18 protein-coding genes are annotated in these 22,063 nt (G+C 60.2%); 10 read left to right on the top strand and 8 right to left on the bottom strand.

Annotation, left to right across the window (positions count from 1 at the left end; translation table 11 throughout):
- Positions 1-31: 31 nt before the first annotated feature.
- Positions 32-730 carry a phytanoyl-CoA dioxygenase family protein gene (locus Q5Y75_RS04745; RefSeq protein ID WP_306194823.1) on the top strand — a complete coding sequence of 233 codons (699 nt, stop codon included), beginning with the start codon at positions 32-34 and terminating at the stop codon, positions 728-730.
- Between the two features lie 141 nt (positions 731-871).
- Here the strand turns inward: Q5Y75_RS04745 and tkt are convergent, their stop codons facing one another.
- Positions 872-2,893 (bottom strand): transketolase, encoded by a 2,022-nt coding sequence (gene tkt, locus Q5Y75_RS04740; protein ID WP_306194821.1) that lies wholly within the window; start codon positions 2,891-2,893, stop codon positions 872-874.
- Between the two features lie 254 nt (positions 2,894-3,147).
- On the opposite strand from tkt, the gene Q5Y75_RS04735 reads away from it, so the two are divergent.
- Genes Q5Y75_RS04735 through Q5Y75_RS04725 form a run of 3 tightly spaced genes read left to right on the top strand, consistent with a single transcriptional unit; the run spans position 3,148 to position 4,660 of the window.
- Entirely contained in the window at positions 3,148-3,930 is a 783-nt protein-coding gene (locus tag Q5Y75_RS04735; RefSeq protein ID WP_306194819.1) for a hypothetical protein, read from the top strand.
- Positions 3,930-4,328: a cell division protein ZapA gene (locus tag Q5Y75_RS04730; RefSeq protein ID WP_306194817.1), complete on the top strand. Its 399-nt coding sequence runs from the start codon at positions 3,930-3,932 to the stop codon at positions 4,326-4,328. Before Q5Y75_RS04735 ends, Q5Y75_RS04730 begins: the two co-directional genes overlap by 1 nt.
- A complete protein-coding gene (locus Q5Y75_RS04725) occupies positions 4,325-4,660 on the top strand; it encodes an MliC family protein (protein WP_306194816.1) in 336 nt (111 codons plus the stop codon). Before Q5Y75_RS04730 ends, Q5Y75_RS04725 begins: the two co-directional genes overlap by 4 nt.
- A gap of 7 nt (positions 4,661-4,667) precedes the next feature.
- Here the strand turns inward: Q5Y75_RS04725 and grxD are convergent, their stop codons facing one another.
- The 5 genes from grxD to Q5Y75_RS04700 form a co-directional block, all read right to left on the bottom strand.
- Complete coding sequence (gene grxD, locus Q5Y75_RS04720; RefSeq protein ID WP_306194814.1) at positions 4,668-5,030, bottom strand: Grx4 family monothiol glutaredoxin; 363 nt, start codon at positions 5,028-5,030, stop codon at positions 4,668-4,670.
- On the bottom strand, positions 5,027-5,308 hold the full coding sequence (locus tag Q5Y75_RS04715; protein ID WP_306194812.1) for a hypothetical protein: 282 nt from the start codon (positions 5,306-5,308) through the stop codon (positions 5,027-5,029). The genes grxD and Q5Y75_RS04715 overlap by 4 nt, the downstream gene beginning before the upstream one ends.
- Before the next feature lie 229 nt (positions 5,309-5,537).
- Positions 5,538-5,774, bottom strand: a complete 237-nt coding sequence (locus Q5Y75_RS04710) for a BolA/IbaG family iron-sulfur metabolism protein (protein ID WP_306194810.1) — start codon at positions 5,772-5,774, stop codon at positions 5,538-5,540.
- 131 nt (positions 5,775-5,905) lie between these two features.
- Positions 5,906-8,065, bottom strand: coding sequence for a phosphoribosylformylglycinamidine synthase subunit PurL (purL, locus tag Q5Y75_RS04705; RefSeq protein ID WP_306194808.1), 2,160 nt, complete (start codon positions 8,063-8,065; stop codon positions 5,906-5,908).
- A 140-nt stretch (positions 8,066-8,205) separates the two neighbouring features.
- Positions 8,206-9,684, bottom strand: a complete 1,479-nt coding sequence (locus Q5Y75_RS04700) for a hypothetical protein (protein WP_306194806.1) — start codon at positions 9,682-9,684, stop codon at positions 8,206-8,208.
- Positions 9,685-10,167: 483 nt separating this feature from the next.
- Here Q5Y75_RS04700 and Q5Y75_RS04695 point away from each other — a divergent pair, with 483 nt between their 5' ends.
- Entirely contained in the window at positions 10,168-10,914 is a 747-nt protein-coding gene (locus Q5Y75_RS04695) for a hypothetical protein (RefSeq protein ID WP_306194804.1), read from the top strand.
- A gap of 51 nt (positions 10,915-10,965) precedes the next feature.
- Here Q5Y75_RS04695 and Q5Y75_RS04690 read toward each other — a convergent pair whose 3' ends face one another.
- Positions 10,966-13,242, bottom strand: a complete 2,277-nt coding sequence (locus tag Q5Y75_RS04690; RefSeq protein WP_306194802.1) for a mechanosensitive ion channel family protein — start codon at positions 13,240-13,242, stop codon at positions 10,966-10,968.
- 222 nt (positions 13,243-13,464) lie between these two features.
- Between Q5Y75_RS04690 and Q5Y75_RS04685 the strand changes: the two genes are divergently transcribed.
- The gene (locus Q5Y75_RS04685) at positions 13,465-14,616 is read left to right on the top strand and encodes an amidohydrolase (protein ID WP_306194800.1); all 1,152 of its coding nucleotides are present in this window, start codon (positions 13,465-13,467) and stop codon (positions 14,614-14,616) included.
- A 75-nt stretch (positions 14,617-14,691) separates the two neighbouring features.
- Positions 14,692-15,534, top strand: a complete 843-nt coding sequence (locus Q5Y75_RS04680) for an isocitrate lyase/PEP mutase family protein (RefSeq protein ID WP_306194798.1) — start codon at positions 14,692-14,694, stop codon at positions 15,532-15,534.
- Between the two features lie 256 nt (positions 15,535-15,790).
- Here Q5Y75_RS04680 and Q5Y75_RS04675 read toward each other — a convergent pair whose 3' ends face one another.
- Entirely contained in the window at positions 15,791-16,696 is a 906-nt protein-coding gene (locus tag Q5Y75_RS04675) for a LysR family transcriptional regulator (RefSeq protein ID WP_306194796.1), read from the bottom strand.
- 170 nt (positions 16,697-16,866) lie between these two features.
- Between Q5Y75_RS04675 and Q5Y75_RS04670 the strand changes: the two genes are divergently transcribed.
- The 3 genes from Q5Y75_RS04670 to Q5Y75_RS04660 all read left to right on the top strand — a co-directional run bounded on the left by Q5Y75_RS04670 (position 16,867) and on the right by Q5Y75_RS04660 (position 22,061).
- Positions 16,867-20,286, top strand: a complete 3,420-nt coding sequence (locus Q5Y75_RS04670; protein WP_306194794.1) for an indolepyruvate ferredoxin oxidoreductase family protein — start codon at positions 16,867-16,869, stop codon at positions 20,284-20,286.
- Positions 20,287-20,364: 78 nt separating this feature from the next.
- Complete coding sequence (locus Q5Y75_RS04665) at positions 20,365-21,243, top strand: lysophospholipid acyltransferase family protein (protein WP_306194792.1); 879 nt, start codon at positions 20,365-20,367, stop codon at positions 21,241-21,243.
- An 8-nt stretch (positions 21,244-21,251) separates the two neighbouring features.
- The gene (locus Q5Y75_RS04660) at positions 21,252-22,061 is read left to right on the top strand and encodes a glutamate racemase (RefSeq protein WP_306194789.1); all 810 of its coding nucleotides are present in this window, start codon (positions 21,252-21,254) and stop codon (positions 22,059-22,061) included.
- Positions 22,062-22,063 lie beyond the last annotated feature (2 nt).

The following is a 22,063-nucleotide window of genomic DNA, read 5'->3' as shown; positions in this document are numbered from 1 at the left end:
AGCTAGTGTCGCTTGGCTGGGTGACAAGGATATGGACAGCAATGGAACCGATGAGACCCTAAAGAATGAGCTCGAAAAATGCGGACGCGTTTGGATTCGAGGAGCCGTGTCGAATGCTGACCTAGAACTGTTTGACAAGGCCGCTGTAGACACAACGAAAGCAGGACAAAGGTTGAGCTCTTCGATGGCCTTGGCTGCCGCGATTTCGAATGACAGCTCGTTGCTGGAAGTCATCCGGAGGCTCGACCCAAAGGCGGTGCCCGTCCGCATAGTTGCGTTCAACAAGTCGGAGAAGGCAAACTGGGGGGTGCCATGGCACCAAGATAGGGTCATCGCAGTTGCAGATAAGGTTGAAGTTACTGGCTTTCACAATTGGACCAAAAAGTCAGGGACTTGGCATTGTGAACCACGCCAGTCCATCTTGGATGAAATGCTCTTTGTTCGCTTGCACTTAGATGACACCGATCAAACTAATGGTGCTATGGAAATTGCTGTTGGTAGCCACAAGGAAGGGATTGTTCCAACGGCAATGGCTGAAAAGACGGCACTCGCATATCCAATTGAGGTGTGCGAGGCAAAGCGTGGCGACATTCTAGTGCTCAAAATGTTGACACTGCATTCATCAAAACCCGCGCTAATCCAATCTGGACGAAGGGTATTGCGAATTGACTTTTCGTCATCTGAGTTACCATCGCCATTGTCATGGAATTTGCATACTGTCGAAACCTGACTTTGCGGTCGTAAGACGAACCGCAAGAAGGTCTGCAATTCGGTCAATCGAGTTTCGATACACCCGAACAACTTCGATACACCCGAACAACAAAGGGCGCTCATCAGAGCGCCCTTTCTGCCGTTCTGATCGGAGTTTGGATCAGCCCAGCAATTCCTTGACCTTCGCCACGGTGGCCTCCGCCGTGATGCCGAAATGTTCGTAGAGGTGGCCGGCGGGGGCGGAGGCGCCGAAGCTGGACATGCCGATGAAACCGGCCTTGGCCTCGCGACCGCGCTCGCCCAGCAGCCAACGGTCCCAGCCGCCCAGACGCACGGCGGCTTCGATGCCGACGCGGACTGGCCCGCCGGGCAGGACTCGCTTGCGATAGGCTTCGTCTTGGGCTGCAAACAGCTCCATACAAGGCATGGAGACGACGCGGGTGCCGATGCCTTCGGCTTCCAGCTTGGCCTTGGCCTCCAGCGCGATGGCGACCTCGGAGCCGGTGGCGATCAGGATGGCCTGGCGTTTGGCGTCGGCATCAGCCAGCACATAGGCGCCCTGGGCGGTCAGGTTCTTGGTCTTGTGCTCGGTCCGCACGGTGGGCAGGCCCTGACGGGTCAGGGACAAGACCGAGGGCGTCTCCTTCGATGAAAGCGCCAGTTCCCAGGCCTCGGCCGTTTCCACCATATCGGCGGGGCGGAACACATGGGTGTTGGGGGTCGCACGGGAAATCGCCAGATGCTCGACCGGCTGGTGGGTCGGGCCATCCTCGCCCAGACCGATGGAATCGTGAGTCATCACGAAGGTGGTCGGGATCTTCATCAGCGCGGCCAGGCGCATGGCCGGGCGGGCATAGTCGGTGAAGGCCATGAAGGTGCCGCCATAGGGGCGGATGCCGCCATGCAGCGCCATACCGTTCATCGCCGAGGCCATACCGTGTTCGCGGATGCCGTAATGGATATACCGGCCCTTGCGGTTTTCCGGCAAGAACACGCCCAGATCGGCGGTCTTGGTGTTGTTCGAGCCGGTCAGGTCCGCCGAGCCGCCCACGGTCTCAGTCACGATCGGGTTTACGACACCCAGCACCTTTTCGGAGGCGGCGCGGGTGGCGAGTTTGGGTTGATCCTCGGAGATCTGTTTCTTCAGCGCGCGGATGGCGCTGGTCAGTTTCTTGGGGGCGTCCCCGGCATAGGCGCGGGTGAACTCGCCCTGTTTGCGCTCGGAAAGCTGGGCGAAGCGGTCTTCCCATTCCGCACGCGCCTCTGCGCCGCGCGCGCCGATCTCTTCCCACGCCGATTTCACATCCGCCGGGATTTCGAACGACCCGTGCGGCCAGCCATAAGCCTCTTTTGCTGCTTCAAGCTGTTCCTGATCGGTCAGCGCGCCATGGCCTTTGGAGGTGTCCTGCGCCGCATGTCCCAGTGCGATATGGCTTTCGCAGGCGATCATGGTGGGCAGGTCGGATTTCTTGGCCCCGATGATCGCGGCGTCGATGGCGGCGGGATCATGGCCGTCAATCTCAATCACATGCCAGTTCGAGGCGCGGAAGCGTTCGACCTGATCGGTGCGGTCGGCCATATCGACGGTGCCATCGATGGTGATGTTGTTGTCATCCCAGAACACGATCAGCTTGCTCAGTTCCAGACGACCCGCGAGGCCGATCGCCTCCTGGCTGACGCCTTCCATCAGGCAGCCGTCGCCCGCGATCACATAGGTGTAGTGATCGACGACCTTCTTGCCATAGTGAGCCCGCTGCACCTCTTCGGCGATGGCGAAACCCACCGCATTGGCGATGCCCTGGCCCAGCGGGCCGGTGGTGGTTTCGATCCCGTCGGCCAGGAAGTTTTCCGGATGGCCTGCGGTCTTGGCGCCCAACTGGCGGAAGTTCTTGATCTCTTCCAGCGTGATATGCACGTTGCCGGTGAGATAGAGCAGCGAATAGATCAGCATCGAGCCATGGCCTGCCGACAGGATGAACCGGTCGCGGTCGGGCCAGGTCGGGTTGGCGGCGTCGAATTTCAGGTGCTTTTCAAACAGCACGGTCGCGACATCGGCCATCCCCATGGGCATGCCGGAATGGCCGGAATTGGCGGCGGCGACGGCATCGAGGGTCAGGGTCCGGATGGCCGTTGCCTTGGCCCAATGTTCAGGGTTCGCTTTGCGCAGCGCAGTCAGGTCCACGAGGCTTGTTCCTTTGGGTTACGGGCGGTTGCGGGGCTCAATACCATCCAGCCCCCGAAGTGCAAGCAGAACCGGGATTTGCGTCTTTCCGCGCATGAAGAGCAGGTCTCAAGTGGTTGAAAGCAAAAGGGGGGTATTTTCGCCCCGCTTTCGCTAGAGTAATTTCAATCGAACCGGTGCCCGATTCGTGTGGTTTTTGATGCGGGGGCAGCCGGGATGAAGAACAAGAACCGCAGGAAGATTGGGTGAGGGGCATGAGCCAGATTGAGGAATTGCAACGCCGTATTGCCGCCGCGATGGATCGGATCGGTGCCGGAGTTGAAACATTGTCAAGATTGCCCGAACCGGCGGCAGGATATGCCGAGGCAGAGGGCGCGCTCGATACGGATCTGCTGGCCGCTCTGGAGGACGAAAAGCTGGCCAACGCCCAGCTTGAGGAGCGGATCAAGACCCTGAAGGCGCGCCACGAGGTCGAGATGGCGCAACGGGCCGGCGGCGGCGATGAAGAGATTGCTGCCCTGCGCGCGCAGCTGGATGATGCGCAGGCGCTGCTGGGTGAGCGGGCCGGGGCCGAAGAGGCCGCCGCATTTGCTGCAAACACGGTCGAAGAGCTGCGTGCAGAGAATGAAGTGATGCGGGTCCGGTTGCAGAGCGTTGAGGATGCCGAGCCGCTGAGAGCCGAGATCGACAGGCTGCGCGCGGCCCTGAACGAAACCGAGCAGGCGGGTGATCTGCGCTCTGAAAATGACATGCTGCGCGCCGAGCGGGTCAGCCACGGCGCGGCGATGGCGCGGCTGGACGATGATCTGCAGCGGTTGCGCAAGGCCAATGCGCAATTGCGTGAGGTCAATGGCGCGCTGCGCGAGGCCAATGCCGCCGGGATTGGCGATCCATCCCTGATCAATCAGGCACTGCAGGCCGAGCTTGAGGCGCTGCGCTCGGCGCGCGCCACCGACATGGCCGAGGCGCAGGCGGTGCTGGCGCTACTTGAGCCGCTGCTGGCGAAAGCGGAACTGGTCGAGGGAGAGGAAGCGTAATGCCCAATATTACCATCACCATCGGCAGTCGCGCCTTCGAGGTTGCCTGCCAGCCCGGTGAAGAGCAGTTCCTGCACTCCGCCGCCGCGATGCTGGATGACGAGGCTCAGGTGCTGTCGGATCAGATCGGTCGCATGCCCGAGGGGCGGATGCTGCTGATGGCGGGGCTGATGCTGGCGGACAAGACCGCCGGGCTGGGCGACCGGGTCAAAGAGCTTGAGGCGCAACTGGCCGAGCAAGGGCACGAATTGGCGCAACTGCGCAACATGCCTCTGCCGGAACCGGAACAGATCGAGGTGGCCGTGGTGCCGCCCTTTGTCACCGACACGCTGGCCGAGCTTGCCGCGCGCGCGGAATCCCTGGCCGCTGAGGTTGAGGAAAAGGCGCAGGCCTCTTGAGGCGCGTATCACTTGTCTGCGCGCTTGCGATGCTGGCAGCGCCCGCCGTTGCAGAGGTCTGGATCGAGACGTCCTATTATACCTGTGAGCGGGGTGCCGAGGTCACGGCCACCCATGTCGGCAAGGATTCCGACGCGGCGGTGGTGTTGCTGATCGAAGGCAACCAGATCGGCCTGCCGGTGACCCGCTCAGGCTCGGGCGTGCGCTATGCCGAACCCGGTGGCGGATATGTCTGGCACGAAAAAGGCCGCAGCGCGCTGCTGCTCTGGGAGGAGGGGGACACCACCCAGGCGATCTATTCGGACTGTCAGTCGGAGTATCCCGCGCCGTAGCCTTGGATCAGGCGTTGGCTTCGCGGATCTTGTCGGCGGCGTCCTTGTCATAGGTGACGCCGTTTTCGTCAAAAAGCGTGTCCAATTCGCCCGACAGCGTCATCTCGGTGATGATGTCGCAACCACCGACGAATTCGCCTTTGACATAAAGCTGGGGGACGGTGGGCCAGTCGGAATAGTCCTTGATGCCCTGACGGATCGCTTCATCGGCCAGCACGTTCACGTCGGAGTAATCCACGCCCATATAATTCAGCACCCCCGCCACACGGGACGAGAACCCGCATTGCGGCATCTCTTTGGTGCCTTTCATATAGAGCACCACATCATTGGCTTTGACGGTTTCGTCGATCTGGGTCTTAACGTCGCTCATCTTGCTTTCCCTCTTCGCGCGCGCGCGCGTGTTATGTCCGTGTTCGGCTGGTCCTTGACCCAGCCTTCTTCTTCCAATCGCCGATGTTCGGCCTGCGCCAGAGCCACCGGATCAAGCCCGTGTCGTTCGATACCCGCGATCTTGCTGATCTTGTCCGGATCGGGGCGCATATCCGACAGGCGTCGTTTTCTGTTCCGCTTCACATAGGCCTCTGTCAGTGCGGCGGCAACCACAAGAGCGGCAATTCCGCCTGCGGTCCAGATGAACCAGGGTGTCATTTCTTCGGCGCCATTGATTTAGCGTAGAGTTGCGGATCTTTGCTTATCCTTACAGGTGTCGTGTGACCACGCCCGGCGGTTTCTCCGCCAGTTACTAACGTATCGCCCTGACCGGGTTTCACACCTTGTCGCGACTTCGGCTGGCGCTTTGAAAAGCTCAATCTGATTGCGAGGAACGCTCCGACTACGATCAGAATGAACGCTACAGCCCATATCCAGCCCGAGATAGTCACTCCGGCGCTTTGGTCGTCAGCGCCAGCGCGTGCAATTCGCCATCCGGCCCGTCCATTTTGCCCTTCAGCGCGGCATAGACGGCGCGTTGCTGCTGAACGCGGTTCTTGCCGCGAAAGCTCTCATCCACCACCATGGCGGACATGTGAACGCCGTCGCTGCCGCCGACCTGGATGTCGGCATCCGGGAACGCCTCGCGCAGCAGATGTTCGATTTCATGGGCGCTCATTGGCATGTGGGTCGTCTCCTGATGGTCACTATTCAAGAAGTAGAGCGGAGTGCGGGCGCGTGCAAGGGAGGCACGCAGCCGGATCGCGCAAAACACGGCACCCATCCGGGGTGCCGGATTTGCCTGTTTTCCCAATCTCAGGCGACCGCTGCGGCAAAGCTCTCGCGATAGGTGCCGGCCAGATCGTCCAGCGCCGCCTCAGCGCCGCCGATACGCACGCTGCTGCCGGTGAAGCGGCCCACGGTTTCGATGGCCACACCCGCCTGTCCGGCGGCGATCATCAGCGCCTCGACCTGATCGAAATTGCAGGCCACCAGATAGCGCGCCTGATCCTCGCCAAACAGTTTCTCGGTGGGCGCATCATCAAGTTGCACGCCGACGCCAGCAGCCTCGGCCAGTTCAAACGCGGCCAGGGCCAGCCCGCCATCGCTGAGATCGGTGCAGGTCTTAATCAGGGCGCGATTGGCGCGGATGAAATCGCCGTTACGCTTTTCCGCTTCCAGATCGACATGGGGTGCGTCACCGTCTTCGCGGTTGAACACCTCGGCCAGCAGGGCGGATTGGCCCAGATGGCCTGCGGTCTCGCCGATCAGCAGCGCCACATGGCCCTCACGTACCTCGTTGCCGATGATATCGTCGGTATGGCTGAGCAACCCGACCGCGCCCATGGTAGGGGTGGGCAGGATGCCCTGACCATCGGTTTCATTATAAAGCGAGACATTGCCCGAGACGATCGGCATGTCGAGGGCGGCGCAGGCGGCCCCGATGCCTTTGATCGCGCCGACGAACTGACCCATGATTTCGGGCTTTTCGGGGTTGCCGAAATTTAGGTTGTCGGTCGAGGCCAGCGGCGTCGCGCCCACGGCGGTCAGGTTGCGATAGGCCTCGGCCACCGCCTGTTTGCCGCCCTCAACCGGGTTGGCGCGCACATAGCGCGGGGTCACGTCAGAGGTGAAGGCCAGCAGCTTGTCGGTGCCATGCACCCGGATCATGCCAGCCCCCAGCCCCGGTGTGCGGGCGCTGTCCGCCATGACCATGGTGTCGTATTGCTCATAAACCCACTGCTTGCCCGCGTAATTGGGCGAGGCGAGCAGGGCGCGCAGCCCGTCGATCGGGTCAATCTGGGGCACCTCGGCCAAGGTTTCGGCCTCGGGGGTCGGTTCCCACGGGCGGTCATATTCCGGGGCGGTCGAGGAGAGTTTGGACAGAACCAGATCAGCTTTGACCTCGCCGTTATGGACGATCAGGAAGCGGTCCTCGGCGATTGTTTCACCGACGATGGCGAAATCCAGATCCCATTTCTCGAACACGGCGCGGGCCTCGGCCTCAAGCTCGGGCTTGAGCACCATCAGCATGCGTTCCTGGGATTCCGACAGCATCATCTCATAGGCGGTCATGTTGTCTTCGCGCTGGGGCACGTTTTCCAGATCGAGCCGCACGCCCAGACCGCCCTTGTCGCCCATTTCAACGGCCGAGCAGGTCAGGCCGGCCGCGCCCATATCCTGGATCGAGATCACGGCCCCGGTCTGCATCAGTTCCAGCGTCGCCTCCATCAGGCGCTTCTCGGTGAAGGGGTCACCAACCTGAACGGTGGGGCGCTTTTCCTCGATCGTTTCGTCGAATTCCGCGCTGGCCATGGTTGCACCACCGACGCCGTCGCGCCCGGTCTTTGCGCCCAGGTAAACCACCGGCATGCCGACGCCGGAGGCCGCCGAGTAGAAAATCTTGTCGCTGTCAGCAAGACCTGCGGCAAAGGCGTTCACGAGGCAGTTGCCGTTATAGGCAGGGTGGAACCGCACCTCGCCACCCACGCAAGGCACGCCGAAACAGTTGCCATAGCCGCCGATGCCTTCAACCACGCCATTGACCAGTTGCCGCGTCTTTGGGTGATCAGGCTCGCCGAAGCTCAGCGCATTCATCGAGGCGATGGGACGCGCGCCCATGGTGAACACATCGCGCAGGATGCCGCCCACGCCGGTCGCCGCGCCCTGATAGGGCTCGATATAAGAGGGGTGGTTGTGGCTCTCCATCTTGAACACGACCGCCTGACCGTCACCGATATCGACCACACCGGCATTCTCGCCGGGGCCGCAAATCACCTGCGGGCCGGAGGTGGGCAGGGTGCGCAGCCACTTCTTGGAGGATTTGTAGGAGCAATGTTCGTTCCACATGGCCGAGAAAATACCCAACTCGGTAAAGCTCGGTTCGCGGCCAATGATGTCGAGGATCATATCGTATTCGTCGGGTTTCAGCCCGTGGCTTTCGATCAGTTCCGGCGTGATGGCTGGCTCTTGCATCCTGTCTGGGTCCCCGAGATGGCAAAGTTTCGCGCCTTTTAGGGGAAGCCGCGCGCGGGGGAAAGAGGGAAGGCTCTGCAAGTGCGTATGAGAGCACTTGGCGACCTGAGTAGTGTTCTTCGCCAAGCTTGGCCCTTCGTTTATGTCGGGGAGTCGCCTGAGCAGTTCAGCTGAGTGATTGTCAAAGCCGGGAGTGGCTGTTTCGAAAAGATGTCGATTCCCTCATCACCAAAGATCGAAATCGAGCCGTCCGCGCTGAACGGGCAATGATGTTTTGTATACCCGCCGAGTACGCCTGACTCGCGGGCAGCAGCGGTGAAGACTGGCATTGACACGACGAAATCTGGATTGCGGAACTTAATATACTCTGGTGGGATTGCACCAATGAAGGCAGACGCGCGCTGCTTGGGCACGCTCATGGGGTGAAACTGCAGGGCCTCAGGGTCAGCCAACCCGAAGCCATCATAGACCCGACCACGAAATCCATAGCCCAACCCGCCGATTTCGGATGTCACCAGGCTGCAATCGGGACAGGCTGTGTAGAGGGTACGGCCAATGTCGAGATATTTGGCCACCCTGAAGTTTGCTGTCGTATCCGTAACGCCCAGACCGTTCAGAAGCGTGCGCCCACCCAAAACCAGATATGTTGCCAAAACCAATAGCGCGACACCACGAAACACGCGGCCTGCAGAGGGCATGGTCGCGAGCCCAATTGCGAATGGTATAAATACAAGTGGATAGTACCACGTGAATAAATTCGACCGTCCAATCATCCAGGCGCAAAGTACTCCACCGGAGAAAGCGAAAAAGACGTCAGCATAACCGTTGAAATCGCGCGATTTCAGCACCCCGACAAGTCTCGCGATCAACAGTCCGAATAGTAGAATTCCAGCCCACAACTTTCCGGTCCCGAATCGCAAGGCCAACTTGGCCGAGGCCTCGTAAGAATGACCGTAGGCAAGGGACTTAGCTCCCGCCGCGTGAGGCAAGATGCTTCCATAGAGCACAAATTCGATCGCAAACAGGACCAGTATTGGCCAGGCATTCCAGAGAACCGCAATGCGTTGCCCTTGCCTGAGGACCCAAACCAACAGCAGCAATAGAAGTAGCAGGGTCTCAATTCGAAACCAGACGGCCACAGCTACCAAGAATACCGCCAGTCCGAAACGATCTTGGCGCAACGCAAGAGCTGTCCCCAACATGAGCGCTACGAAGATAGGCGTTTCCATGCCCCCGTATGCCGCCAGCAAAACAAACGGAACTCCTGACAACAGCGCGAATGCAGCGAACGCTTGGTGGGCCTCAAGCTGCCGGACAAGTTGTGCGCCGAGCACGAATACTGATACGATCACTGCTGCTTCGACCAAACGCATCGCGAAGATTGTATCAAACACAGTTCCCATAGCAGCCAGTAGAAAGATATACCCGGTCGAAGAACTGGCCTTGAAAGTATCGCCAAGGTTGAAAGTTGGTTGGCCGGTTTGGACCAGGGCCTCTACGATCCGGGCGTGGATATAGGCGTCGTCAACGAGCCCGGCCAGAAAAACGGGAATCGCCAACAAAGCACCCAAAGCCAACGGGGCAACTGTCCAAAGGTATTCTCTTTTGCCGGTATTCAAGGCTGGGTCTCCTGATCATCAGCCGCAGATGCCATACAGCCTATTCATTTGCAATCGGACGTTTAAGAAGGGCGAAGCGAAGGATGCTCTTCCCCTCGGTAGACGTCTGATATTGATCGGACAAAGCCGTGGCGTAGGGTCGCTATCAGCTGAATTGATGTTGGTTGTGCGGAAGAACGGTTCACAACTTTCCGGACTTGAGGTGTTACTGAAGTATTCGCGTTTGACTTGGTAGGCCTAACCTGCAGCGCCATTGCAATCGTCGCGGCCATATCGCTCGCCGAAGATGTGAATATCGTATGGGGCAAGTAAGATGCACCATTCGGTCAGAACTTTGGGTTGGAGAGAGTGACGTTGCGATACTTCTGATCGTCATGTACCTACTGGTCTACCTCCGGTTGGTGAGGGCACTAACGACAATTGCGACCTTCGTATTGAGCAGATGTAAATACGCTAGATTTGTAACAAACCCTGGAGGACCGGATGCAAGATGAAGCGGATCGCCCCAACGTTGTCACGCCTGAGTTCATGGCGAGATATGATCATCTGACCCCCAGCGGGCATATGCATCCGGCGTGCAAGTTGAACCGGCTTGCCAATATCGGACTTGATTGCCGGGCGGAGGTCAGCCCTCAGATCGACCTGAACCTGTTGACCGACCGCAGCTATACTCATTTATGCGAGACGAGCGATGATGGCTGGCTGATCGGGGGCGGGGACAACACCAAGCTGGAGCGTCCCGACACCGCGCATGCGGAGATTTGGCGGTTCGGACCGGACAACAAGGCGGATGGGGGGCTGCCCTTCGATTATGTTGAGGCTGTTATGCGCGCGATCAAATTTGCACCGATCCGGGTCATACCATCGCGGGTGAATCTGACGCCGTCAAACGAGCTGGAACTGCTGCTGGAATACGATCCGGGCTCGGTGATTGGTCAACTTCTGGGCATATTCAGCACCGCGCTGGCCTGTCCCTGCGGAGACTATGGCAACCCGTTTCACATCACGCTGGTGCGCGGGGTGAAGTTCCGCTCTGACGCAGCGCAGGCCGCTTACTTTTCCGAGATGGAGAGTGTGGTGGCGCAGTGGCGGTCGGACCATCCCGAAGGGGTCATGTTCAATGACGGGGGTATTGATCTCTTTGCCAACCGGGAGAAGATACTCGCGCATGTTTCGCCAAGTCTGTCATCCGGTGTTGAGGCGGATATCGCCGCATTGCGCGAGATTTGAGAACAGCACGGGTAGCCTGACCATAGGCTCAGGCTACCCGGCTTCTTAGGACTATTGGCCGCCCTGATCTTTGGCCAGTTGCTGGTTCACCGCTTCGCCCGCCGCAGCGCCAATGGTGGCTTTCTGCTCGTCGGTGACGTGTTCGGCCTCGTCCAAACCAGGGATCGCGACGCGCACCTCGCGGCGGGCAAAGTCGATGCCGTTCTCCTTGAAGGCAGCCTTGACGCGGTTATAGATCTCCTTGCGCAGGGTGAATTGCTTGCCGGGGATCGCCATGAACTTGCCCCGGATGATCATGCCGACATCATCGAAATCAAACACGCCCTGTGACTTGAAGGGCTCCAGGAAACCGTCCTTGTGGATTTCGTCGGCCATCATCTCGGCGCCAATCTTTTTGAAAATCTTCTTCACCTTGTTGGGGTCGGTGTCAAAGGGCACGGTGAATTTCAGCTTCATGATGACCCAGTCGCGGCTGTAATTGGTCAGCTTCTGAATCTCGCCATAGGGGATCGTATGCACCGGACCGCGATGGTGGCGCAGCTGCATCGACCGGATCGAGATCTTTTCGACCGTGCCGGTGGTGCCGCCTACATCAACATATTCGCCCACGCGGAACGCATCGTCGATCAGGAAGAACACACCACCCACGATATCGGCCACCAGTTTCTGCGCGCCAAAGCCAATGGCCAGACCCAGAACACCGGCACCAGCCAGAAGGGGCGTGATGTTGATGCCCAAAGAGCTGAGCGCCAGCAGGCCAAACAGCACCGCGATGGTGATCTGCGCGGTAACCCGGATCAGCGGCAACACGGTTGCAAGGCGCGATCCGCCTGATCCTCCGCCTTCACCACCGGCCTCTTCGTCTACCGATTCTGCTGCGGTCTGCTCTTTTGCGAGTCTGCGGTTGATCCAGAGAGAGACGACTTCGTTGATGATATAGCCTGCCGCGACAATCAGCAGGAATTCGATCACCGCACCGCCAACCTCGGCACCGATACCGGCAGAGGCGACATGGCGCAGATCAAGCTCCCAGGCCCGCGCGATCATCATCACCACAAACAGCCCGGCCAACACGCGACCGATGCGGATATAGCTGCGCTTGGTTGATTTATAGGCTTTTTCGGCCAGTGGGCCTTCGCCGGACATTGGCGGCTGCAGGTGGCGCACCAGCCCACGTATCAACGTGTCCAGGGCCGGTGCGATCAACAGCCAGAACATGGTTGTGAAATGCGGTCCCTTGACCAGCAGAGCGCGGATCGATGGATCGCGCTGTGCGGCGAGGAATTCCACCAGAAGCCAGATCACAGCCGAGACTGCGATGGCGAAATAGGGATAGTATCGGGCGACCTCTTCGTCGAACTTGGTGCGATCGGGATCGGTGCCCAGCATCATTTGTGTGAGACCTTCGCGGGCCGTCCAGGCAATGAAGCCGATGTAAATGTGGATCGCGGTATTGAGCCAGAAACCGATGCGTGTTTCACCGCCGGTGATGCCGTTGAGCGCATTGAAGCGCAACGTGAACAATGTGAGCCCGATCAGGATAAGCAGGCCGATCAGGTTGCGATGCAGGTATTTTGCCCAGTGATCGTCGACATTGACCAGCCGCAGGCGGGGCTTGTTTGGGGCGAGAACAAATCGCGATACCGCCGCGCCCAGGCGCGGAATCCAGATCAGGAAGAACACGAATGGCGCCGCATAGGTGATCTGTTCTGTCGTCAGGATGGCGCGCCCGGCGGCACGAATGACGACATAAAAGACGATAAGCCCGGCAATCTCATGGCAGAAGCGGGTGAACAGATATCGCACTGCACCCCAAAGATCGCCATCCTCTCCCTCGCTGGACTGGGCATGCCATTTGCGGGTGAGCAGGCCAAAGAGCTTTTCCGCGGCATATCCCAAGACCAAAACGGTCAGGACCAGCCCCAGCAGGACAAATACGCCGGTGGTGCCGAAGGTTGATCCGAAATTGCCGAATGCCTCAGCCTGTGCGCTGAAAATATTGGGCAATGTCACCAGAACATGCGTCCAGGAGGCCACCATCTCGGCCCAGATTTCATTGATTTCCGTCAGCGGGTCTTCCTGGCCCTCGGTCTTGGCGGCATGGGCCTCGGCCACGGCATCCAGACGCTCCAGCAGCAGGGCGCGGACCTGATCGTCACTCATGCGGGCCACCAGGTCGTCCACCTGTTCCGGTGTCAGATCGGTCGGAACCACAGGGGCGGCAGCGGTGCTACCACTTGAGGGTGAGGAGGACGTTTGTGCGAATGTGGGGGAACTGAACAGAATTGCTGAGCAAAGCACTAAAACCAGTTGCGTCAACCGGAGCATGAGAAACCCTCGTCAATATATGAGTCTTGTTTTTCCTGAACTTACTGGAGGTTGTGCCCTTGCGCTAGGTGTCTTGGATTATGGCACGGGTTCGGTGCCTGCATGTGTCTTGCGTGCCGCTCTGTGAGATGTGGGATCGCTGGCGTTGGTGGTGAGGGGGCTGCAAAACCGTGTTGGGTTCGGCTAAGAGCTGACAAGCCTGTCTTCAGCAACGGAATTGCAATGCTCACGAACTCGGATCTGGTTGCCTTGACCGCTTTTCGCCGCGACCTGCACCGGCACCCGGAAGTGTCCGGCGAAGAGGTGGAAACCGCGCTTACTGTCACTGCGGCGCTTGAGGCGCTGACTCCGACCCGCATCGTGACCGGGCTGGGCGGGTATGGTGTCGCGGCAGTGTTTGACAGCGGTACGCCGGGCGACACCGTGCTGTTTCGGGCCGAACTGGACGCTTTGCCCATCGAAGAGCTGTCCGGTGTTCCCTGGTCCTCGCAGGTGCCGGGCAAAGGGCATCTTTGCGGCCATGATGGGCATATGACCATGTTGCTGGGGCTGGGGCGCTTGTTGTCGCGCAAGCCGGTGGCGCGCGGGCGGGTGGTGCTGATGTTCCAGCCCGCCGAAGAGGATGGCAGCGGCGCGCGCGCTGTGGTCGCGGACCCGGGCTTTGAGTCGCTCCGGCCCAATTGGGCCTTTGCGATCCATAATGAGCCTGGGCGGCCCTTCGGCTATGTCTCGACCCGTGCGGGCCTGATCAACTGCGCCTCTCAGGGGCTAAAGATCACGCTGACCGGGCGGACCGCCCATGCGGCAGAGCCCGAGGAAGGCGTCTCACCCGGGCGCGCCATCGCCCATCTGGTCCCGGCGCTGGAGGCGCTGGGGCAGGGCGGTAATCTGGATGACGGGTTTCGATTGGTGACGCTCACCCATCTGCGCATGGGCGAGCCGGTCTTTGGCATCGCGCCGGGCGAGGGTGTGATCCACGCCACGCTGCGCACCACGCGGGACGACATGATGGCAGAACTGGTTGCGTCGGCGCAAGCGCTGGCGCGCGCGGCGGCCGAGGAGGCGGGCCTGACCGTGCAGTTCGAGGTGCAGGATGAATTCGCCGCCTCAATCAACGATGCGGAAGCAACCGCAGTGGCGGTTCGGGCGATGGAGGCGATCAATGTGCCCCATGGTGACACAGGCCTGCCGATGCGTGCGTCGGAAGATTTTGGTGTCTTTGGCTGGGGGGCAAAGGCTGCGATGTTGTGTCTGGGGCCAGGCGAGGATCACCCGGTGCTGCACAGCCCCGGCTATGATTTCCCTGATGATCTGATCCCGTTGGGCACTGCGATATTCGAACGCATCGCGCGCGATCTGCTGGGCACGCGATGAGCCATCCGGCACCACGACGCTTTCCTTGCGCCCTCGCATGGCTAGAGTTGGGTGAAACAGATCGGGGCTGACATCATGAACCAAACGGAGAAGTTTCAGCGCCTCAGAGCGCTTCATACCAGCAGTGAGGCCTTCGTTCTTCCCAACGCCTGGGATGCGGGGTCGGCGCTTTTGCTGGCCAGTCTGGGCTTTGAGGCGCTGGCCACCACCAGCGCGGGCTATGCTTTTTCCGTTGGCAAGCGCGATTCGTCCACCGGGCTCAGCCGCGACGAGATTCTGGAAAACGCTTCGCAGATCGTTGCGGTTACCGATCTGCCAGTATCCGGCGATCTGGAGGATGGGTTCGGGGCCAGCCCCGAGGCCTGCGCCAAGACCATTGAGATGGCATCGCAGATCGGGCTGGTCGGTGGCACGATCGAGGATGCAACCGGCAATACTGATGCGCCGATCTTCGAGATGTCCCATGCCGTTGAGCGCATCGAGGCCGCCGTTGAGGCCGCGCGCGACCGGAATTTCCTGCTGACGGCACGGGCCGAGAACTTCATCTGTGGGCGAACGGATCTTGCGGACACGATCCGACGCCTGCAGGCGTTCGAGGCGGCGGGCGCCGACGTGCTCTATGCACCGGGTCTGCCCGACCTTGAGGCGATCCGCACGGTTTGCCGGGCGGTAAGCAAGCCGGTCAATGTTGTGATGGGGCTGAGCAGCCTTACCTGTTCGGTTGCCGACCTCTCTGAGGCGGGCGTTGCCCGGATCAGCGTTGGCGGGTCATTTGCGCGTGCGGCAATCGGCGCGATGGTGCGCGCGGCGCGCGAGGTACGGCAGCACGGCACCTTTACCTATGCCGGAGACGCGATCCCCGATGCCGCCATCCGCCAGATCATGTTGCCGACCAAAGATACGCAGCGAGAGGATTGACCGCGTAATCCGGTTCGGAGTCTCAGGGTGAACTCATGTTATTCGCGATAGCGATCTGGTATATTCCACCATTGGTTGGCACGCCCCGCGTGTGGCGCGAAAAAAAAGGCCGAGCAATAAGCTCGGCCGAAGTCCAACAGGGAGGTATGAAGAAGGCGTCGCCTCCTTCGAGAGTTGATTTAATCAGCGCTTCATGAGTTATCAAGGTTAATAATGTCGCATTTTTGGTATTGCCGCTATGCGAATGCCGCATATCTCATACTTTGCCTTGCATTTTCAGCTGTTTGCGGCTTGCGGTGATTTCCTCCTGCACGAAATCACGAAACGCTGCAATACGTTGCGAATGGCGCAATTCTTCCGGATAGGCGAGATAGACGGGCACGTCGGAGGACTCGATCTCGGGCAGGACATGCACCAGATCGGGCACTTCCTGCGCGACGTAATCGGGCAATACGCCGATCCCTAGGTTGTGCAGCACGCCCTGGAGTACACCGAAGTAATTGTTCACCGTCAGAAGCGATGCCGGGTTGTGTTCCATCAGCTGCACAACCAGCGACGCGCCCGCGCCGACCTGCGCAGCCGTGGTGTTCTGGCAGATCAGACGGTGCTGGGACAGATCGGGAGGAGTTACCGGTGCATCATGCGCTTTGTAATAGGCATCCGAGACGAAAAGCTGCATCCGGATTGTCATCAGCCGTTTGCGGATCAGGTCTGCCTGACTGGGCTCCTTCATCCGGATCGCCACATCCGCCTCGCGCATGGGCAGGTCCAGCACGCGTTCCTCCAGCATCAGATCGATCTTGAGGTCGGGGTATTTTTCATAAAGTTTGGGCAGGCGCGGGGCGAGCCAGAGCGTGCCGAAGCCGAAGGTGGTGGTCACCCGCAACTCGCCAAACACCTCTTCTTCGCTGTCGCGGATGCGCGCAGCCGCCGCGTCCAGACGTTTGGACATCGACGAGGTGGCGTCAAACAGCAACTCGCCCTGTTCGGTGAGAATCAGTCCCCGCGCATGGCGGTGAAACAGGGTCGCATTCAGCGATTCCTCAAGCGCCCTGATCTGTCGGCTGACCGCCGATTGCGACAGATTCAGCTTGTCGCCCGCATGGGTCAGGCTGCCCGCATCGGCCACCGCATGAAATATTCTGAGTTTATCCCAATCCATCCCCGAAACTTCCGTTCTTTTGGGTACGACCTATATGAAAGAATGCAAAAGCTCCATTAGTATTGGACGCTTCGCCGCAGGGAGCGGGAAAAAACACCTAGTAAGGTCAGTAATTTTGACCTAATATTGCTTATATAATTCGCAAACTAATCTGACGTGGGAGGCGTCTGATGAGTAAGCACATGATCTCGCTCAACGACCGGTTCGATCTGGACAAAAGCCCTGTTCTGCTGAACGGGACGCAGGCATTGGTGCGCCTGATGCTGATGCAAAAGGCGCGCGATGAGGCTGCCGGGCTGAACACGGCGGGGCTGGTCACCGGCTATCGCGGCTCGCCCCTGGGTGCGGTGGACATGCAGATGAACCGCGCCGCCAAGGAACTGGCCGCTGCTGATGTCACGTTTCAATATGGATTGAACGAGGATCTCGCCGCCACGGCGCTGTGGGGCAGTCAGCAGGCCGGGTTGCGCGGCGATGGCAAATATGACGGCGTCTTTGGCCTCTGGTATGGCAAGGGGCCGGGGGTGGACCGCTCTGGCGATGCGATCCGCCATGCCAATATGGCGGGCACTGCGGCCCATGGGGGTGTCGTCATGGCGATGGGCGATGATCATACCGGCGAAAGCTCGACCGTACTGCATCAGTCGGAATGGGCGCTGATGGATGCCTATATGCCGATTGTCAGCCCGGCAGGTGTGCAGGAAATCCTCGACTACGGGCTTTATGGCTTTGCGCTATCGCGGTTTTCCGGGCTCTGGGTCGGCCTCAAGACTATGAAGGACACCATTGAGGTGACCTCGGTCGTCGATGGCCGCACTGACCGGATGAACATCGTCACGCCCGAATTCGACATGCCCGAGGGCGGGCTGAATATCCGGCTGATGGATGACCGCACCCCGCAGGAGGCGCGCATCATCGACTACAAACGCTTCGCCGCTGAGGCGTTTTCCCGCGCCAACAAGATTGACAAGCGTATTTGGGGCAAGCGCGGCGCCAAGATCGGCTTCGTGGCCGCGGGCAAGAACTGGCTTGATCTGGCGCATGCGATGTCACTCTTGAATATCGACGGTGAAGAGGCCGAGCGGCTGGGCATCACCACCTACAAGATCGGGCAGGTCTTTCCGCTCGACATGCAGGGCTTCCATGACTGGGCCGAAGGGCTGGACCTGATCGTCATCGTTGAGGAAAAGCGCAAGCTGATCGAGGTGCAGGTCAAGGAGGCGATCTTTGACGACCGGCGGGGCCGCCGGGTCTATGGCTGGTACAAGGGCGGGGCTGGTGCGATGCACCGCGAGGAACTGTTCCCGACCCGTGGCGCGCTGGACCCGATCATGATCGCGGAGAAACTGGGCGAGATTCTGATCGAGGAAGGGCGCGAGACCGAGGGTGTCCGCGCTGGTCTGGCCGCACTTTCAGAGGCGCGTCGCGCTGATAACGCGCAGGAGATTGCGGCGCGGCTGCCCTATTTCTGTTCCGGTTGTCCACATAACACCAGCACCAAACTGCCCGATGGCAGCATCGCCTATGCCGGGATTGGCTGTCACTTCATGGTCAAATGGATGGACCGTGAAACCGATGGCTACACCCATATGGGCGGGGAAGGGGCCAACTGGATCGGTGAAGCGCCCTTTTCTACCACCAAGCATGTGTTCCAGAATCTGGGCGACGGCACCTATAACCATTCCGGCGTGCAGGCGATCCGGGCGGCTTTGGCTGCCGGGACAAACATCACCTACAAGATCCTCTACAATGACGCCGTCGCGATGACCGGCGGGCAGGGCAATGAGGGCGATCTGACGGCAGAACGCATCGTCAATGAGTTGAAGGCGATGGGCGTGCAGCAGGTTGCGGTCGTCTATGACGAAAAGGAAGACGTGAATTTCAAGGTGCTGCCTGCGGGCGTCGAAACCCATGAGCGCTCCGACCTGATGGCGGTGCAGGAACGCTATCGCGAGATCGAGGGTGTCTCGGCCATTGTCTATATCCAGACCTGCGCTGCCGAGAAACGCCGTCGCCGCAAGCGCGGCAGCTTCCCGGACCCTGACAAGCGGGTCTTCATCAACACCGATATCTGCGAAGGGTGTGGAGATTGCGGGGTGCAGTCGAACTGCGTATCGATCGTACCGAAAGAGACCGAGCTGGGCCGCAAACGGGCGATTGACCAGTCAAGCTGCAACAAGGATTTCTCTTGCCTCAAAGGGTTTTGCCCGTCGTTTGTAACCTTGGAAGGCGCGCAGATTCGCAAGGAAGCGACGACCGAGATCGATTTGCCCGACCTGCCGATGCCCGACCTGCCCGAGATCACCGGCACCCATAACGTGGTCATTACCGGCGTGGGCGGCACCGGCGTTGTCACCATCGGCGCGGTGCTGGCGCAGGCGGCGCAGATCGACGGTAAGGGCGCGGGCATGATGGAGATGGCGGGGCTGGCCCAGAAGGGCGGCGCGGTGCATATCCATTGTCGTCTTGCCAATGATCCCGAGGATATCAGCGCGATCCGCGTAGCAACCGGCGAGGCGCATGCGCTGATCGGTGGCGATCTGGTGGTGAGCGCCGGGGCCAAGACGCTGGGTCTGACGCGCACCGGCCAGACCGGCGCAGTGGTCAACAATCATGAAATCATCACCGGCGATTTCACCCGTGATACCGAGTTCCAGATCCCCTCGGACCGACTTGAACTGGCGCTTCAGGCGCGGCTGAAAGATCGGCTCGACCTGTTTGATGCCTATGATCTGGCCCGCGCGGTGATGGGGGATGCGATCTATTCCAATATGATGGTCTTTGGCGCGGCCTGGCAGCGCGGGTTGCTGCCGATCACCCATGAGGCCATTACGCAGGCTATCGAGTTGAACGGCACGGCGGTGGAACGCAACAAGCGCGCCTTTGAGATTGGCCGCTGGGCGGTGCTGCATCCCTCCGAGGTGGCTGGAATCCTGCAGCCGAATGTGGTCGAGATGCCCCGGACGCTGGACGAGAAGATCTCCTACCGCGCGGCGCATCTGGTGGCCTATCAGGGGCAGCGACTGGCGAAGCGTTATCTGAAGCTGCTTGAGGGGATCGAAGATGCCGATCTGAAAGAGGCGGTTGCGAAGGGGTACCACAAGCTGCTGGCCTATAAGGACGAATATGAGGTCGCGCGGTTGTTGCTGGACAGCCGGGAGAAGGCCGCCGCCGAGTTTGATGGGGATCTGAAAATGACCTTCCATCTGGCGCCGCCGATCCTGGGCGGCACCGGCTCGGACGGGCGCCCGACGAAGCGGGAATTCAGCGAGTGGATGCTTGGGCCGCTGAAACTGCTAACGCGTTTCAAGAGCCTGCGCGGCACGCCGCTGGACATTTTCGGCTATAGCGCCGAGCGCCGGATGGAGCGGGCGCTGATCCGGCAATATGAGAAGGATCTCAAAGAGGTGCTGCCCAAAACCGGCCCGGAAACGCGGGATGCGGTGATCGCACTGGCGCGGCTGCCACTCGACATTCGTGGCTTTGGTCCGGTCAAACAGGCCAATGAAGTCAAGGCCGCCAAGCGGCGAGAGGAATTGCTGGCCACGATCCGTCAGGGCGGCCCTGAGGTGCGCGAAGCTGCGGAATAGGCGTCACATTGGTGTAACCAGACCTATGCAGAATCAGTGTTCGCGCTTATCTAGCGCGCATTGAGCCCGGAGACCCCAATGCCTGCCCGCCGTCATATCGCCCGTGACATCAGCTATGCCTATTCCGCCGAAACCAAGGGCGGGCGCGCGCTGATCCGGCTGATGGAAAACACCACCGGGCGGATGCGGCTGATCAAACGGGCGGATGGCTATGAAAAAGAAGTGGCCGCAGGGCGCGATTTCTGGGAGGTCATGGTCGAACGCTACGGGCTGACCCTGGATGTGGTGGGGGGATCGCTCTCGAACATCCCGCAGGACGGCCCGCTGATCCTGATTGCCAACCATCCCTATGGCATCCTTGATGGGTTGATGATGGGGCATATCCTGTCGAAAACACGTGGCGATTTCCGTATTCTTGCCAATCAGGTGTTTCGCAAGGCCGATGATATCAACCGGATCGTGCTGCCGATCTCGTTCGATCAAACCAAAGAGGCGATGCGCCTGAATATCGAGACCCGCAAGACCGCACTTTCCTATCTCGATGATGGCGGCGCGATCGGCATCTTTCCGGGCGGCACTGTCAGCACCGCGGCAAAGCCGTTCGCCCACCCGATGGACCCGGGCTGGCGGGGCTTCACCGCGCGGATGGTGGGCAAGTCGAACGCTGTTGTGGTGCCGGTTTTCTTCGACGGCCATACCTCGCGCCTGTTCCAGATTGCCAGCCATCTGCATGTTACTCTGCGCATGGGGCTGCTGATCAAGGAGTTCAAGAAGCGCGTCGACACGCCCGTGCGCGTCGTGATCGGAGAGCCCATAAAGCGCGACGTTCTGAACCCGATGGCGACGGATACGCGCAAGATGATGGATTTCCTGCGCAAAGCCACATATGAGCTTTCCCCAAAGCCGTTGAAGTCTTATGACTACGGCTTCGAGTTCGAGGAACAGCATCGCGCCTGACAGGGACCATGGCAGTAGGTATTTTTGATTCCGGATTGGGCGGCCTGACCGTCCTCAACGCCGCGCAGACCCGTCTGCCGGAGCTGGATTTCCTGTATTTCGCCGACAGCGCCCATGCGCCTTACGGGGTGCGGGATGCCGAAGATATCTATCAACTGACCCGCAAAGCCGTGAATGAGCTGTGGGGTGCGGGCTGCAACCTGGTGATTCTGGCCTGCAATACCGCCAGCGCCGCCGCTCTGCGCCGGATGCAGGAAGAGGGCGTGCCACAGGGCAAGCGCGTGCTGGGCGTCTTCGTGCCGCTGATCGAGGCGCTGACCGAACGGCAATGGGGCGATAACTCTCCGCCGCGCGAGGTCGAGGTCAAACATGTGGCGCTGTTTGCCACGCCTGCCACCGTCTCCAGCCGTGCCTTTCAGCGCGAGCTTGCATTCCGCGCTATCGGTGTCGATGTCGAGGCGCAGGCCTGTGGCGGCGTGGTCGATGCGATCGAGGATGGCGACATGATCCTGGCCGAGGCGCTGGTGCGCTCTCATGTGGATGCGCTGAAACGTAAGATGCCGGAGCCGCAGGCTGCCATTCTGGGCTGCACCCATTACCCGCTGATGGAAGAGGCGTTTCAGGCGGCGCTGGGCCCGGAGGTCAAGGTTTATTCGCAAGGCGATTTGGTGGCCGAAAGCCTTGCCGACTACCTGGCGCGGCACCCTGATATGCTGGGTGATGGCGGCGGTGGATATCTGACCACCGGCAATCCGTCGAGCGTCAGCGACCGGGCGACGCAGTTCCTCCGACGACAGATCAGCTTTCAGGCAGCCTGACA

This window comes from Ruegeria discodermiae, assembly GCF_030758345.1.
Classification (GTDB): domain Bacteria; phylum Pseudomonadota; class Alphaproteobacteria; order Rhodobacterales; family Rhodobacteraceae; genus Ruegeria_C.
Note: the sequence above shows the minus strand (reverse complement) of the source record. Positions and strands in the feature narration are given on the sequence as shown.